The 15839-nt window shown below is 63.6% G+C and carries 15 protein-coding genes and 1 pseudogene; 7 read left to right on the forward strand and 9 right to left on the reverse strand.

Annotation, left to right across the window (positions count from 1 at the left end; translation table 11 throughout):
* Positions 1–93: 93 nt before the first annotated feature.
* The gene (locus AC1RWI_RS11800; protein WP_043355127.1) at positions 94–945 is read right to left on the reverse strand and encodes an AraC family transcriptional regulator; all 852 of its coding nucleotides are present in this window, start codon (positions 943–945) and stop codon (positions 94–96) included.
* 123 nt (positions 946–1068) lie between these two features.
* Between AC1RWI_RS11800 and AC1RWI_RS11805 the strand changes: the two genes are divergently transcribed.
* Positions 1069–1878 (forward strand): sulfite exporter TauE/SafE family protein, encoded by an 810-nt coding sequence (locus AC1RWI_RS11805; protein ID WP_492866631.1) that lies wholly within the window; start codon positions 1069–1071, stop codon positions 1876–1878.
* A gap of 89 nt (positions 1879–1967) precedes the next feature.
* A complete protein-coding gene (locus AC1RWI_RS11810; RefSeq protein WP_043355131.1) occupies positions 1968–2147 on the forward strand; it encodes a hypothetical protein in 180 nt (59 codons plus the stop codon).
* A gap of 34 nt (positions 2148–2181) precedes the next feature.
* Here AC1RWI_RS11810 and AC1RWI_RS11815 read toward each other — a convergent pair whose 3' ends face one another.
* The 7 genes and pseudogenes from AC1RWI_RS11815 to AC1RWI_RS11845 form a co-directional block, all read right to left on the reverse strand.
* Complete coding sequence (locus AC1RWI_RS11815; protein WP_043355133.1) at positions 2182–2607, reverse strand: hypothetical protein; 426 nt, start codon at positions 2605–2607, stop codon at positions 2182–2184.
* 95 nt (positions 2608–2702) lie between these two features.
* Positions 2703–3674 (reverse strand): GGDEF domain-containing protein, encoded by a 972-nt coding sequence (locus AC1RWI_RS11820; protein ID WP_043355135.1) that lies wholly within the window; start codon positions 3672–3674, stop codon positions 2703–2705.
* 159 nt (positions 3675–3833) lie between these two features.
* Positions 3834–4250 carry a hypothetical protein gene (locus AC1RWI_RS11825; RefSeq protein WP_492866565.1) on the reverse strand — a complete coding sequence of 139 codons (417 nt, stop codon included), beginning with the start codon at positions 4248–4250 and terminating at the stop codon, positions 3834–3836.
* A gap of 198 nt (positions 4251–4448) precedes the next feature.
* Entirely contained in the window at positions 4449–4727 is a 279-nt protein-coding gene (locus AC1RWI_RS11830; protein ID WP_492866567.1) for an NAD(P)-binding domain-containing protein, read from the reverse strand.
* Between the two features lie 35 nt (positions 4728–4762).
* A pseudogene (locus tag AC1RWI_RS11835) lies at positions 4763–5101 on the reverse strand (MFS transporter); the annotation flags it as partial.
* Between the two features lie 49 nt (positions 5102–5150).
* On the reverse strand, positions 5151–5957 hold the full coding sequence (locus AC1RWI_RS11840; RefSeq protein WP_043358168.1) for an oxidoreductase: 807 nt from the start codon (positions 5955–5957) through the stop codon (positions 5151–5153).
* Positions 5958–6049: 92 nt separating this feature from the next.
* Positions 6050–7510: an efflux transporter outer membrane subunit gene (locus AC1RWI_RS11845; RefSeq protein WP_492866568.1), complete on the reverse strand. Its 1461-nt coding sequence runs from the start codon at positions 7508–7510 to the stop codon at positions 6050–6052.
* Between the two features lie 87 nt (positions 7511–7597).
* On the opposite strand from AC1RWI_RS11845, the gene AC1RWI_RS11850 reads away from it, so the two are divergent.
* From AC1RWI_RS11850 to AC1RWI_RS11870, 5 genes are all read left to right on the forward strand, one after another.
* Positions 7598–8212 carry a TetR/AcrR family transcriptional regulator gene (locus AC1RWI_RS11850; RefSeq protein ID WP_043358169.1) on the forward strand — a complete coding sequence of 205 codons (615 nt, stop codon included), beginning with the start codon at positions 7598–7600 and terminating at the stop codon, positions 8210–8212.
* An 86-nt stretch (positions 8213–8298) separates the two neighbouring features.
* On the forward strand, positions 8299–9414 hold the full coding sequence (locus AC1RWI_RS11855) for an efflux RND transporter periplasmic adaptor subunit (protein WP_043355146.1): 1116 nt from the start codon (positions 8299–8301) through the stop codon (positions 9412–9414).
* A complete protein-coding gene (locus AC1RWI_RS11860; RefSeq protein ID WP_043355149.1) occupies positions 9411–12533 on the forward strand; it encodes an efflux RND transporter permease subunit in 3123 nt (1040 codons plus the stop codon). Before AC1RWI_RS11855 ends, AC1RWI_RS11860 begins: the two co-directional genes overlap by 4 nt.
* A 159-nt stretch (positions 12534–12692) precedes the next feature.
* Positions 12693–13853 carry a porin gene (locus tag AC1RWI_RS11865; protein WP_492866571.1) on the forward strand — a complete coding sequence of 387 codons (1161 nt, stop codon included), beginning with the start codon at positions 12693–12695 and terminating at the stop codon, positions 13851–13853.
* A 71-nt stretch (positions 13854–13924) separates the two neighbouring features.
* Positions 13925–14239 carry a hypothetical protein gene (locus tag AC1RWI_RS11870; RefSeq protein ID WP_492866572.1) on the forward strand — a complete coding sequence of 105 codons (315 nt, stop codon included), beginning with the start codon at positions 13925–13927 and terminating at the stop codon, positions 14237–14239.
* 299 nt (positions 14240–14538) lie between these two features.
* On the opposite strand, the gene AC1RWI_RS11875 is transcribed toward AC1RWI_RS11870, so the two are convergent.
* Entirely contained in the window at positions 14539–15735 is a 1197-nt protein-coding gene (locus AC1RWI_RS11875; protein ID WP_236702228.1) for a site-specific integrase, read from the reverse strand.
* Positions 15736–15839 lie beyond the last annotated feature (104 nt).

A 15839-nucleotide genomic window follows, 5' to 3' on the forward strand; every position in this document is an offset into this window, starting at 1 on the left:
CGTATGTCTGATGTTGCGTCGACAAGCTATTCTGACGCGTGTCCGGGAATTCGCCTCGTTCCTTGGCAGATAAATGGCGCGGCGACGCCACGCCTAGCGGCGGGCCAAGGCGTCGGCGGGCAAGCCGGCAGGCGGCAATGCGGCGGCCAGCGGCTCGCCGGCAGCGCGCGGGCTGGCCATGCCTTGGTGCAAATATTCTGTGGGGGCGTGGCCTAGCACGCGGCGGAACATGGTCGAGAAGGCCGCCGGGCTGTCGTAGCCGAAATCTAGGGCAATGCGCGTGACGGCGTCGCCGGCGGCCAGCCGCGACAAGGCCAGGACCACGCAGGCGCGCTGGCGCCATGCCGAGAACGCCATGCCGGTCTGCTCGCGGAAAAACCGGCTGAAGGTCCGGCTGCTCATATGCAGCGACAGGGCCCAGCGTTGCGGCGAATCATGCGTGTCGGGGTGCCGGACAAAGGCGTGGCAAAGCGGCGCGAGCCGCGCATCGCGCGGCAGCGGAATATGCAAGGGCAGCGCCGTCATGCCCGCGATCTCATACAGCAGCAGGGCGACCAGCGCGCCGTCCCGGCCATCGGGATCGTAGTGCGCCGGCATCTCCACCGCGCCAATCAGCAACTGCCGCATCAGGGCGGATATCCCCACCACCTGGCACGTATCGCCCGGCCCCGGCACGGCGCCGGGCTCGATATACAGGCTGCGCGTGCTGACGCCCAGCATCGTGACCTCATGCACCATCCCCGGCGGAATCCAGACCGCGCGCTGCGGCGGAACGATCCAGTTGCCATCGCGCGTCGACACATGCATCACACCCGTGGCGCCATAGAGCAGCTGCGCGCGGCGATGGGCATGGCACGGCAGCCGGTAGCCCTTGGGATAGTCGGTGCCGATCGCGACCACGGGCCTGGGCACGTGGTCGTAGTCGTCGATGCGGGCGTTGCGCATGGAAGGAAAGGGCGGCGGACAAGCGGAATGGCCGAAACACAAACATTATTGACCAATCTTCGAAAGTTGGCCATGTCAACCGTACGTATCGTGGGCGGACCTGGAACCCACTCCTCCTTTGCGATGCTCTATCTCCTTTTTGTCCTGTTCGGCTGCCTGACTGGCCTGACTACCGTCTTGTTCGGCTTCGGCGGCGGGTTTGTGGTGGTGCCTTTGCTTTACCGCGCATTGAGCGCCGCCGACGCGCATGGGCCAGGCCAGTCCGCCATGCATATCGCCGTGGCGACCTCAACGGCGGTGATGATCCTGAGCGCCTCGCTCGCCACGCGCAAGCATCGCCTGGCGGGCAACATCCTGTGGCCCTATGTGTGGCCGCTGGCGGGATTCATCGGGTTGGGTGCCATCATGGGCGCCGGCGCCGCCGCGCTGGCGAGCAGCGACGTGATTCGCCTGGCCTTTGTGGCCTACCTTGGCGTCACGCTGCTCGATTGCCTGGCACGGCGCGGATTTCTCGCGCGCGCCGGGCAGGACTCACCGCAGCGCCTCGGGCAGGCACGGACGGTGGCGGGCGGCCTGGCGATCGGCGCGGTCGCCACGTTCCTCGGCGTGGGGGGCAGCGTCATGACCGTGCCCCTGCTGCGCCGCCGCGGGCTGAGCATGGTGCAAGCTACGGCGATGGCGAACCCCTTGAGCCTGCCGGTTGCCGTGCCGGGCACCCTGGCTTACGTGGCCATGGCGTGGTACCAGCCGGTGGCGCTGGGCCGCGGTTACCTGGGGTACATCGACCTCGCCGCGTTCGGCCTGCTATCGATCGGTGCCCTGGCTGGCATCCGCCTTGCCGCCCCGCTGGCCGGGCGCATCCCCGACCGCATGCATGCGCGCGTCTATCTCGGCCTGCTGGCCCTGGTGATGGTCAGCATGATGTTCAAGTAAGCGCGAGCCTGGCGTGCAGGGGCGGGATTGGTATCCCGCCCAAGAGCCTTCTAAGATCAAGGCACACCCACCCGTGCGGGGACATCACCATGACCAATCTGAGCAAGCCTGTAACGCCAACGCCCCCCAAGCCGTCCAAAGCCAAGCCATCGCCGGGTAGCAAGGAGGATCACGTGGAGGACGAACTCGACGAAGCCCTGCGGGAAACCTTTCCGGCGAGCGACCCGATTTCGGTGGACCATGGGCGCGTCACCCGCCCGGAAAAATAGACGAAACACCGCGCCGCAGCATCCAGCCGCTCCGCTAGACCAGTTGCCGCAACTGCGCGACGACTTTCATCAGTTGCCCGTGCGCCACGATCACGCCTGATTCGTCCTGCAGCGCTTGCTGGTATCGGTCACGAAACGCCGGGTCGCTGTCTGGCCCAAACAGTTTCTCGGTGGCCGTGGCCACCGCCTTGCAGGTTTCATCGTGATGCTCGGGCGCGTCCAGTTCTTCGTCGATCTCGATGATCAGCCGCGAGAGCGGGTCCAGCCAGCGGAAATAGGTCTCCTCGGTCACAACCTGCACGAACAGCCCGGCCGGGATCGGGCCGTGCAGGCGTTCGTACTCCACGCGATTGAGCGCGATCACTTCCTTGTGCACCTTCAGGAGCGCGGCCCGCAGGGCGCGCAGGCCGCTGCGGCGGTCCTCCTGCTTGGCCAGGAATTGCTCGTGTGGCATAGCCATTCTCCTTTTCTTGTTGGCTCGGTGGGGCTGCTTGTCAGTATAGGCAGGAGGGCGCGCCCGGCGGCGGGCGCGTGGCCTGGCAACAACCCCTAGGGTTAGCGCTGGCTTGCCTTGCGGGATGCCTTGTTGGCATACATGGCCGCGTCGGCCTCGGCCAGCAGCGCGGCGGTGCCATCGTGGCGCGCCGCGTCGAACTCGACGGAGCCGACGCTGAACGCGATCTCATAGCCTCGCGCGGCCTGCTCGTTGATCGCATCCATGGCCATCTTCAAGCGCGCCAGCGTGGCCTGGCACAGCGCGGCGTCGGTGCTGGTCAGCAGCGCCACGAACTCATCGCCGCCCAGGCGGCCGATCACATCGCAGTCACGCAGCGACTGGCGCAACTGCGAGGCAAAGACCGACAGGGCGCGGTCGCCCTCGGCATGGCCGAAGCGGTCGTTGATGCCTTTGAAACCATCCAGGTCGAAGAACAGCAGCGTGGCGGGCTTGTCCAGCCGCTTGCACACATTGAGCGCGTGTTGCGCCAGCGCCGAGAAGCCGCGGCGATTGGACAACAGCGTCAGCTCGTCCATGGTGGCCAGTTGCAGCGCGGCCAACTCCTGCTCGGCCATGTGAGCCAGGTCGCGCAACAAGGCGCGGTCCTCCTCGCCAAACTCGCGGGGCTGCACATCGATCAGGCACAGCGTACCCAGCTTGCTGCCGTTGGCCACCGATAAAGGACAGCCCGCATAAAAGCGGATGCCGGGCTCGTCGACCACCAGCGGGTTGTCGTGAAAGCGTTCGTCGAGCAGCGCGTCGGGCACCATCAGGATGCCGTCGTCGAGGATCGCGTGCCCGCAGAACGAGATTTCGCGAGAGGACTCGGTGGAAGACAAGCCAATGCAGGACTTGAACCACTGGCGGTTAGCGTCCACCAGGCTGACCAGTGCGATGGGCACGCCAAACAAGCGCCGCGCCAGCCGGGTCAGGCGGTCGAAGCGCTCTTCCGCCGAGGTGTCGAGGATATTCAGGGCGCGCAGCGTATCCAGCCGAAGCTGTTCGTTGGCGGGGATCGGAGGCGGCGTCATAGGGGTTCAGCTACTGGCAGGGGATAGTGTGCGGCGTCACGCTCGCGGGCTGCGACATGCACGCGCACCGCCTGCATATCGGCATACCCGGCGCGGATTGTAATGGCTTGCGGGATTCAAGCAGGGATTCAAACGAGCATTCGAACAATGTCCCAGGCCTCAGCAGCGCAGCCGCGCCTGCTGGTCGCGCAGGTTGCGGTAGCGCCGGCGGTAGTCCTCCTGCTCCGGCAGCCGGGCCAGGCGGCGCGCACTGTAGTCGGACTCCAGCAGCCGCATCTGGTTGGCCAGCCAGTAACACTGGTTGACCTCGGTGCGGGCGGCCTCGTTTTGCTCGCGCATCAGCCGCGCCTGGTATTCGCGCTCCTCCGCCTCGCGCTTTTTCAGGAACTGCTGGTTGGCCGCGTCGGTAGCCGGCTCGGGGCTGATACGGGAGAGATTGCCGCCCAGCGCCGCGCCCTGCCAGCCGGCCGGGCAGGGCGCGTCGGTGTAGAGCGTTTTGTTGCCGCTTACGCATTTGCCCGCGTGGGCCAGGCCCATGCAGCAGGCAAGCGCAAGCAGGACAAGCCAGTGCCGCATGGCAGTCTCCCGTTGGCACCGCCGGTGGCGGCCGCCGTGATTGTCGATCTGGTATCTGGTGGGCATGTGCGCAACCCGGCCCATATTCTTGTCCTCCCCAGGGCGGCTTGTCCAGTACAACAACCAGCGGGAACATCAAGGCCGACCACCTCGCAATCCGCAGACCCATTGCGCCCATGCGCACCGTCGTGACGGTACTTACCCGACAACGGAATTCACCCTACGGTTCATAGCCACGACATCGGCATGGCTGGCATTCGGCCCCAACTTTGCGAAGTGCTCTGGCAATTGGTCCCGCTTCATGGTGGCAACGCCAGGGATTGCCGCAGCGGGCGGCTCGCGCATTGCCGGCAGAGGAATGGCCAGGACGACGACGTCGGCGCCAGTGATGGCTCCGTGTACATCCCTTGGTTCTGCTCCGATCTCGCGGGCAAACGCGCGCACACCTTCAATAGCGCTCGAATTTGCGACGCGCACGTCGTGTCCTGCCGCACTGAGCTTGCGGGTTAGCGTGCCGCCGATGTTGCCGGTTCCAATGCAACACCGGCCAGAAACATCTTCTTGCGCCCATGCTTGTCCGCCAATCCGCCCGAGGGAATGCGCGTTGCCGCGTAGGTGACGGTGCAGGCATTGAGCACCCAGGAAAGGTCCGCCGCAGTGGCTTGAGGAAACCCCGCGCGTAAGGCACTGAAGGCGGCGGACAGCATCGTGCCGTCCATCGAAACAAGGAACACCGCCACGCTGGCGACCCAGAACGCTGGCCAAGGTGGTGCGGTGTTGATCTGTGCATTGGGCGAAGCCGGAGCCATTGCGGCAGCACCCCCGGTTGCTGAGCTGTCTGGATGCGTCATGAGGCTCTTCCGATGATGTGTGCGCCGGACCTGTTTCTGGCAACGCGCTTCAGGAGAGTCCGAACGTCTTGCGCAGACTCGCATCGACCGGCCCTGCCGGCATGAAACGGCGCAGCTTGCTCAGAAGGGAGGCTTCGCCTTTGGGGGTGCGGCGCATCTTCCACGCACCCAGGGCGGCATCGACGACCGTGCTCGCGACGCCGTCGGGTTCCGCTGCCTTTTGGACACTTTTCTGAATCGCTTGCGAAACGACGCTGCGCTCGTTGTCGTAGGCAGATACCTTGGAAGCCGCGTGGGGGGCATTGGTATCCAGGCTGGTCTTGGTGAATGAAGGTTCGACAAGCACCACACGGACGCCGAATTTGCGCACCTCATGGTCCAGCGTTTCTGACATCCCCTCCACGGCGTGCTTGGACGCCGAATAGAGCCCCATGTACGGCGCCGGCAGAAAGCCGAGCACCGAGCTGATGTTGATGATTCTTCCCGAACGTTGCGCACGCATGTGCGGCAATACGGCTCGCGTGGTGCGCAGGATGCCAAACACGTTGGTGTCGAACAGCGCCTGCGCTTCGGCAATCGATGTTTCTTCGGTCGCGCCGAGCAGCCCCACGCCGGCATTGTTGACAAGCACATCGACGCGCTTGGCCTTCGCGAGAATGGCCTGGATCCCCTGCTGAACCGAGGCTTCATCGCGGATATCCATCTCGACCAGTTCAACGCCCGGCATCGGCTGCGCTTTTGCGAGGTGACGCACGGTGCCGAATACCCGGCAGCCCCGCAGGGCAAACCTTGCGGCGGTTGCGCGGCCAATGCCCGAAGACACGCCTGTGATGACGACAACTTTGGAATTCGACATGGCAGTTTCTTTCTGTGTGAGTGGGTTGGTGCTGCGGTAAATCGGTTGTTGCGATGCGCCGCGCTGGATGTGCCGCCTCATTCACGGGGTGACTATTTGCTTGCAACGGCGGTCGATTCGTCCGGCTGCCAGCCGCCGCCCAGCGCTTTGAATGCCGCGACGGCAGCGCGCGCAGATTCCGTTTGCGCCTGGGCGCGCGCGTCTGACGCTCGCAACAGGCTTTCATCGGCTTGCAGGACTTCGATCAGGCTGACGACGCCTTTCTGGTAGGCGGCAAACGAAGCGTTTCGGGCGCGGCCGAGTGAATCCACGCCTTGCGTGAGCATGGCCGTTTGTTCCTCGCGCTTCACCAGGGCAGAGAAGGCGTCTTCCACGTCTTGCGTGGCGCGCAGCACGGCGAGCCGGTATGCGGCGAGCATCTCGGCCTCTTGCCCCTTGGCTTGATCGATTTGCGCGTTGATACGGCCGAAGTCGAACAGGCGCCAGCGCAGACCGAGCACGCCCGCAAACTGACTGGCACCGCTGCCGAACAGGCTTCCGGCGCCTACCGATGTGGCGCTGCCGAGCAGTCCGCTGAGGGAGAACTTCGGGTAGTACTCCGCAATGGCGACACCGATGCGCGCGTTGGAGGCCGCAAGGCGACGCTCGGCGACGATGAGGTCGGGGCGGCGCCTCAGCAATTCGCCAGGCGATCCGCTGATCGCAATCTGCGGAGCGGCCGGGATGTCTGCGCCTTGCGCCAGTTCGGTCCGGCGCGTACCCGGCAGCGAGCCGAGCATCACGTCCAGCGCGTTCATCGCCGCGTCGAGGCCCGCCTCAAGCTGTGGGATGGACGCGCGAACCTGAGCGAGTGCGCCTTCGGCCTGCCGGACTTGGAGCTCAGCCGCCAGCCCTTTGCCGTAGAGCAGGTTGACGGTGGAGAGTAATTCCTCTTGCGTCTGCACCTGGTGACGGGCCACCTTCAGGCGCGTCTGCAAGCCACGCACGGCGATGTAGATGTCAGCGGTCTGAGCAGCCACGGCCAGCCGCGTGGCGACTGCGCCCGCCTGGGAGGCCTGGTAGTCGGCCAGTGCTGCCTCGCGGCCACGGCGAAGACCGCCGAATACGTCCAACTCCCAGCTCGCGTTGACATCGGCCTCGAAAGCGTTGCCGTAGCGGTCAAAGCCGGGCCTCGAATTCAAGACTCTGCCCAAGGGCGTTTCGACCGACTGGTATGCGCGGGCGGCCTGGCCTGTGCCATTGCCGGAGGGCAGTAACGCAGCATTGGCGGCGCCAAGGCCTGCGCGCGCCTGGGTAACGCGGGCGAATGCCTGTGCGAGGTCCAGGTTCTGTTCCAACGCGAGTTGCACGAACCGCGTGAGTTGCGGATCGCCAAAGCCAGCCCACCATGCGGACAGATCCGCTGGGGCATTGGCTGCGCGCTGTTCAACGGCGGTCTGGCCCAGGAATCGTTCCGGAACCGGCGCATCGGGCTTCACGTAGTCGGGGCCGACGGCACAGCCCGTTGCCACACTGGCAACGAAGAGGGCCGCAAGGGCGTGTTTTGGCAACATGGCGGTCTTCCATCGGAATTTTTAGTGACTATAGTACAAAATGGTCACGCGTTGTTCAACTATCGCAACTCGCGTAAGCTGGAGCCCATGAAGACCACCCCTTACCCCGTTCCCGCCCGCGGCCCGGCGGACCATGACGTGCGGGACCAGATCGTTGCCGCCGCTACCGAGCACTTCAGCCGCTATGGCTATGAGAAGACCGCCGTTTCCGACCTGGCCAAGGCCATCGGTTTTTCCAAGGCCTATATCTACAAGTTCTTCGAGTCCAAGCAGGCCATTGGCGAGATGATCTGCGCCAACTGCCTGCGCGAGATCGAGGCCGACGTTAGCGCCGCCTTGGCGCAGGCCGATTCACCGCCGGAGAAGCTGCGGCGCATGTTCAAAGCCTCGACGGAAGCCAGCCTGCGGCTGTTTTTCCAGGACCGCAAGCTGTACGAGATTGCGGCTTCGGCGGCGACTGAACGCTGGCAAGCGGTGCTCGCCTACGAAGAGCGCATCCAGAAGCTGCTGCGCGATGTGCTGCAGGAAGGCCGGGAGACCGGAGACTTTGAGCGCAAGACGCCGCTGGACGAAGCCACGATGGCCATCTACCTGGTCATGCGGCCGTACCTCAATCCGTTGCTTTTGCAGCACAGCTTTGACTACACGGAAGGCGCTCCGGCGCTGCTCTCCAGCCTGGTGCTCCGAAGTCTTTCACCCTGACGTGCAGATTTTTTGTTGTGACCATTGACTAAAACGGTCACAAGAACCAGAATGAAAGCCTAGATCATCTCGTCGATGGGGCTGTCATGTTTTGGCGTCGCTTTGTTACCTCTACCGTTATTTGTGCGCTGCCGCTCGCGTTGAGCGCTTGTGGCGAAAAGGCCCCTGCCGATCCGCGCACCGAGGCGCCCTTGGTGCGTGCCGCGTTCGTCCAGCCAGTTGCTTCCGCATCGCGTTCCTTCACGGGGGTGGTCGCTGCCCGGGTGCAGAGCGAGCTCGGGTTCCGCGTGCCCGGCAAGGTACTGGAGCGGCTTGTGGATGCGGGGCAAACCGTCAAGCGCGGGCAGCCGCTCATGCGCATCGACCCTGTCGACCTGAATCTCGCGGCGCATGCACAGCAAGAAGCCGTGAACGCCGCACGGGCACGCGCGCAACAGACGGCGGAAGACGAAGCCCGCTACCGCGATCTGCGCGGAACGGGGGCAATTTCCGCCTCGGCCTATGACCAGGCCAAGGCGGCGGCGGACGCGGCCAAAGCCCAGTTAAGCGCGGCGCAAGCGCAGGCAGACGTCGCGCGTAACGCCAGCCGCTACGCAGAGCTCGTTGCCGATGGCGATGGCGTGGTCATGGAAACGCTGGCCGAGCCCGGCCAGGTCGTCAATGCGGGGCAGGCCGTTGTGCGCCTGGCCCACGCTGGCCGCCGCGAAGCGGTAGTCCAGTTGCCTGAAACGCTGCGGCCGGCAGTTGGGTCTGTCGCACAGGCAATGCTTTTCGGTGGGGAAAGCGCGGGCGTGCCTGCCAGGCTGCGGCAATTGTCAGATGCTGCGGATCGGCTTACCCGCACCTTCGAAGCGCGCTACGTGCTGGATGGCGAACTGGCCAATGCACCGCTGGGCGCCACGGTGACGATCCAGATTCCTGATCGGCTTGCCACTGCGCAAGGCGATCTGCAGGTACCGCTGGGCGCCGTGTTCGATGCAGGCAAGGGCCCCGGCGTGTGGGTTATCCAGGGGGATCCGGCCAAGGTGTCGTGGCGATCCGTCAGCATCGTGCGCCTCGGTGACGAAGGGGCTCGGGTTGCCGGCCAAGTCAAGCAAGGGGACCGGATCGTCGCGCTTGGTGCACAACTGCTGCGAGAGGGACAGCAAGTCCGCGTGGCGGGTCAAGGCGCCAGTACGACCGTCGCGGGGGTGCGCCTGTGAGCCAAGGTCGATTCAACCTATCGGCGCTCGCGGTGCGCGAGCGCGCCATCACCCTGTTCCTGATCGGCCTGATCTCTGTGGCTGGGCTCGTTTCCTTCTTCAAGCTGGGCCGTGCGGAAGACCCGGCGTTTACGGTCAAGGTGATGACCATCATCACCGCGTGGCCCGGCGCGACCGCACAGGAAATGCAGGACCAGGTGGCCGAGAAGATCGAGAAGCGCATGCAGGAACTGCGCTGGTATGACCGCACGGAAACGTACACTCGGCCGGGCCTGGCGTTCACCACGTTGTCCCTGCTTGACAGCACGCCGCCATCCGAAGTCCAGGAGGAGTTCTACCAGGCGCGCAAGAAAGTCAGCGACGAGGTGGCTAACCTTCCGCCCGGCGTGATCGGGCCGATGGTCAACGACGAATATGCGGATGTGACCTTTGCGCTGTTTGCACTCAAGGCGCAGGGCGAGCCGCAACGCGTGCTCGTGCGCGACGCGGAGACACTGCGCCAGCGGTTGCTGCACGTGCCTGGCGTGAAGAAAGTCAACATCATCGGCGAGCAGCCGGAGCGCATCTACGTCGAGTTTTCACATGACCGGCTGGCGACGCTGGGAGTGAGTCCGCAAGACGTGTTTGCGGCGCTCAACGGCCAGAATGCTCTGACGGCTGCCGGCTCGGTAGAAACGAAAGGGCCGCAGGTCTTCATCCGTCTGGACGGCGCGTTCGACCAACTGCAGAAGATTCGCGATACGCCGGTTGTCTCTCAGGGCCGCACGTTGAAGCTGTCGGACATTGCTACGGTCAAGCGCGGCTATGAAGATCCGGCCACGTTCATGGTGCGCAACGGTGGGCAGCCCGCCTTGCTGCTGGGCATCGTCATGCGCGAAGGCTGGAACGGGCTGGACCTTGGCAAGGCGCTGGACAAGGAGGTCGGCGCCATCAACGCTGATATGCCGCTCGGCATGAGCCTGACCAAGGTAACGGACCAGGCGGTCAACATCAGCGCTGCCGTCGATGAGTTCATGCTCAAGTTCTTCGCTGCGCTTGTGGTGGTCATGCTGGTGAGCTTCGTCAGCATGGGCTGGCGCGCGGGCCTGGTGGTGGCCGCGGCCGTGCCGTTGACCCTGGCGGTGGTGTTCGTGGTGATGGTCGCGACAGGCAAGAACTTCGATCGCATCACCCTCGGCTCTTTGATTCTGGCGCTAGGCCTGCTGGTGGACGACGCGATCATCGCCATCGAAATGATGGTGGTGAAGATGGAAGAGGGCTATAGCCGCGTGGCCGCTTCGGCCTATGCGTGGAGCCACACCGCCGCGCCCATGCTGTCGGGCACGCTGGTGACCGCCGTCGGCTTCATGCCCAACGGCTTTGCCCGTTCTTCCGCGGGTGAATACACCAGCAATATGTTCTGGATCGTGGGCATTGCGTTGATTGCGTCCTGGGTGGTCGCGGTGGTGTTCACGCCTTACCTGGGCGTGAAGATGCTGCCCGACTTCAAAAAGGTCGAAGGCGGCCACGATGCGATTTACGACACCCCGCGCTACAACCGCTTCCGTGCGCTGCTCGGGTATGTGATTGCGCGCAAATGGCTGGTCGCGGGTTCGGTCGTCGGGCTCTTCGTCTTGGCCATCCTTGGCATGGCGGTGGTCAAGAAACAGTTCTTTCCGATCTCGGATCGACCCGAAGTGCTGGTCGAAGTGCAGATGCCCTATGGCACGTCGATCAACCAGACCAGCGCCGCCACGGCGAAGCTCGAAGCGTGGCTGGCCAAACAGAAGGAAGCCAGGATCGTGACGGCTTATGTTGGCCAGGGTGCGCCGCGCTTCTATTTCGCGATGGGGCCGGAACTGCCAGATCCGTCGTTCGCCAAGATCGTAGTGCGCACCGATAGCCAGGAAGAGCGCGACGCGTTGAAGCAGCGCCTGCGCCAGGCCGTTGCCGACGGTCTTGCCCCGGAGGCGCGCGTACGGGTCACCCAGCTCGTGTTCGGTCCGTATTCGCCGTTCCCGGTAGCCTACCGCGTGACCGGCCCGGATGCGCAGACGTTGCGCCGCATCGCGGCCGATGTCCGGCAAGTCATGGACGCGAGCCCGATGATGCGCACGGTCAACACCGACTGGGGGATGCGCGTGCCCACGCTGCACTTCACCTTGGAGCAGGACCGCTTGCAGGCCGTGGGGCTGACCTCCAGCGCGGTCGCGCAACAACTGCAATTCCTGCTTAACGGCATTCCGGTGACGGCCGTGCGCGAGGACATCCGCACCGTGCAGGTGACCGCGCGCTCGGCCGGCGACATCCGGCTGGATCCGGCCAGGATTGGCGACTTCACGCTGGCTGGCGCCAACGGGCAGCGCATCCCGCTCTCGCAGGTGGGCAAGATCGATGTGCGCATGGAGGAGCCCATCATCCGCCGGCGCGATCGCATGCCGACCATTACGGTCCGGGGCGATATTGCCGATGGACTGCAACCGCCCGACGTGTCGACAGCCATCAGCAAGCAGCTTGCGCCGATCATCGAGAAACTGCCCAGCGGATACCGCATTGAACAAGCGGGGTCGATCGAGGAATCGGGCAAGGCGACGAAGGCCATGCTGCCGCTGTTCCCGATCATGCTGGCGGTTACCCTGCTGATTCTCATCTTCCAGGTGCGGTCCATCGCGGCGATGGTCATGGTGTTCCTGACCAGCCCCCTCGGCCTGATCGGCGTGGTGCCGATGCTGATTCTGTTCGGGCAGCCGTTTGGCATCAACGCGCTGGTCGGCCTGATTGCGCTGTCGGGCATCTTGATGCGCAACACGCTGATCCTGATCGGGCAGATTCAGCACAACAAAGAGGAAGGGTTGGACCCGTTCAGGGCCGTCGTGGAAGCCACCGTCCAGCGTGCGCGGCCGGTGATTCTGACTGCGTTGGCCGCCATCCTGGCCTTTATTCCGCTGACCCATTCGGTGTTCTGGGGGGCACTCGCTTACACGCTCATCGGCGGGACATTTGCCGGGACGATTTTGACCCTGGTATTCCTGCCGGCCATGTACTCCATCTGGTTCAAGATCCGGCCCGGCAATGCGGCCAACGCCCAGCAGGATCGGCATGAGCAAGCGCAGCCAGCCGGACAACTGGTGCCGGAGTAATGCCGACCAGCAAGGGCATGCGCTCGCCGCATTGCCCTTGATTTTAGACCACTTGCATTAAAGCGTCTTCTAGACGAGACGGGACATTGGGTGCGTGGCCTCCGCCCAATGCGGGCTGCTGTGCGAGAGGCCGTATAAATCATGGTGGGGAGACAAATAATGAAAGTAAATCCAATTATTCTGGGTGCTTTGAGCCTTTTTTCTGGCACGACCTGGGCTCAGTCGAGCGTCGTTCTGTATGGCGTTGCCGACATGAGCGTGGAATACGCAAGTCACGTCGGGACGGTGCCATTGGCCAGCAATGGGTTCAATAGCGGAGCCGGAAAAAGCGTCTATCGCATGGATTCTGGTGGTCTGTCCGGATCGCGCTGGGGGATTCGCGGCACAGAGGATATTGGTGGCGGCCTGCAGTCCGTTTTTGTCCTGGAAAGCGGCGTGAGTATGGATAATGGTAATCAGATGCAAGGCCGACTTTTTGGACGCCAGGCGTTTGTTGGATTGCAAAGCAGCTCACTCGGGAAATTCACATTCGGCCGCCAATACACATCGCTGTTCGATTCCATTGCGAATTTTTCACCAACGATCTACGCGACGCAGTACTCCCCAACGGTACTGCTTCTTGGCGCGGCCTATCGAGAAGACAACACGGCGAAGTATAGCGGTGTCTTTGGCCCCTTCGTTGTCGGCGCCCATTGGTCGTTTGGGACAGGTCTTGCGTTACCCGCCACCGCAGCTAGTACAAGCCCGCTCACAGGAACTGGGGAGGTTCCGGGGCAGTTCCGCCGAGATTCGGCATATGGCGTTGGCGTGAATTACTTTGCCGGCGGTCTTGGCGCCGCGCTGGCTTTTGATGAATTCAACCCCAGCATGGTGAACGGGACGGGAGGTTTCAAAAAACTCGCGATTGCAGGAAGCTATGCTGCGGGGCCCGCAAAGCTCATGGCAGGATACCGTTGGGGAAAGAATAATGATGGAGCCGGTAATGAAATCCTGCGAGACGATTTCTATTGGATCGGTGCAAACTACAAGATGACCGGAAATGTGGATCTCACTTTTGAGTATGCGTACGACAAGATCCATCGCATAGTGAGCGAATCAAAATTGGGCAATCCATGGCAAGTAACGGTAATCGCGAACTATTCATTTTCAAAACGTACGAGCGCCTACGTCGCAACTTCTTTCGCAAAGAACGCGGGGCTCAATCTTGACAATGCCGCCATAAATTACGCCAACAGTCTGGGGACGGGGAATAGCTACGCTCTCGGTGCAGGCGAAACGTCCATGGTCGGGGTGGGGCTTGGAATCCGTCACACGTTTTGAGTGACGTTTTGAGATGCCCTGCAAGAATTCTCGGCGTTTTAGTCAGATGGTGTTTACACCAAGGAGAGAAAATGATTACCAAATCGGTCATTTTTAGTGGGCTTACCGTCGCGGTGCTGGCGGCTTCGAGCTTCACCACCGTAGCGCTCGCTGGAAGCAAGGGCGCAAAGGCACGCCCTTGGGTGGACGTTGTGCTCCATGTCAAGCTGGACGCCAAAGGCAGTGCGGCGAAGTTGGGGCCCTTCGATCCGTTCAGCGACGGCACGCGAACTGGCGCGCCCGATCCACATGTGGACATGGCAAAGCGCAAGGTGCTCGACACGTTCGGTGCTGGCTTCGACATGCGACCGACCGGCCGCGATTCGCCAAGTAACGGCTTGACCTGAATCCGATGCTTTCGATGCTGGACGCTGCGTAAGCAGTGGCAAATTTCTGTACCCGCCTGCCCTTGTCTACCTCCGTGGTTCTCTTGACCTTGGGGCAGGCGGTCTTTTTTCTTGTCCGATTGCTTTCCGAGCCATGTCCGACACGGGCACTTCCGCGACGCCGGGGTGCGACCATCATGCTGCTACGGTTACGTGGGCTTCGTGACAGGCGATCGCTTCCTCACAAATATCAGACGACGCGCGCCATCACGATTCCGCGAGGAATTGCCTCGTTCAAGGCGTCACCCACGGACTTTCGTTTAGCGCGCTGTCAATGATTGAGACACCCCGGGCGGGGGCGGCTCGGCATCCTCGTCCGGCACGCCGATCAGGTCAGCCGCCACCGAGCGCCGCGCATCCGCCGCCCGGAAATACCGCACCAGTGTCGCTACGCTGGTGTGCCCCGTCATGGCCATGGCCTCGGCCATCGGCACCTGGCGCGACGCTGCCTCGGTCACGAAACCCGAGCGCAGCGAATGCGCCGAGAAATCTCCCTCCAGCCCGGCCGCCTCGCAACGCTGCCTGACGATCTTGCGCACGGCGGCGTCGGACAGCGCTTGGCCCACATGCCCGCCACGGCGTACGCGCCGGAAGATCGCGCCATCGCCAATCCCCGCTGCTTTCAGCCAGGCCTCCAGCGCCGTGCCCGCCGCGCCGATCACCGGCTTGGCGTTGTCCGGCAGGTCGGCCCCGGCCTGGTTGGTCTTGGACCAGCCCAGTTGATAGACAAACTCGCCCGGCGCGAGGCGCCGCAGGTTAGCCAGGGTGGCCCCCGCCACCTCGGAGCGCCGCCGGCCACCGCTGGACCAGGCGAACAGCAGCAGCGCACGGTCGCGCAGGCCGATCAGCGAATCGTCACAGGTTTCCAGCAGCCGGGATAACGGCTCACGCGTCAGCGCCGCCTTGCGCGCCGGGCGCTCGCCGCGCTTGGCGTAGGCCCGGCGCGTGCGCGCCACCAGTTCACGCACGGCCGGGTCGGCACAGGGGTTATCCAGGTTTTCCAGCCGATGCGCCTTGGCAATAACGGCCAGCCGGTGCATCAGCGTGGCTAACGCCGGCGGGCCTGTACGCGCCTTGAGGCCACGGGCGACCAGTGCCGCGTCGATGGCCGGCGGCAATTCGCTGACCGGGCCCTGGGGCGTGGTCCGCGTGGCGTGGTCTACGACGAACTGGATGATGACCGCCGGCTGCAAGGGAAGGGCGATCGGCTGGCCGTAGCGCAGCGCGAACCAACCAGCCCAATACCGTAAGGCGGAGCGATAGCTGGCCACCGTGTTGGCGGATTCGCCCTCGCGGTACAGCGCTTCGGCGGCCTGGCGGCCCAGCGGGTCGAGTTCGGACGGGCGGAGCGGCGCGGGAAAATCGGCATGAACGGGCTTCAGGCTGAGGGAATCGGGGCGATTTGGCAGGTTTTCGGCCTTGTCACCGAGGAATAGGGGTGGTTCTTGAGAAATCATAATAAATATGATGTATGCTGTATTAAATTATACACCAGTATCAGATAAGGCGCGATAACTATTCATTATCGTGCCTTATCTTGGAGGCGAGATCCAACGCCGCC

The sequence above is a fragment of the Cupriavidus sp. MPR-AND1C genome, assembly GCF_058809705.1.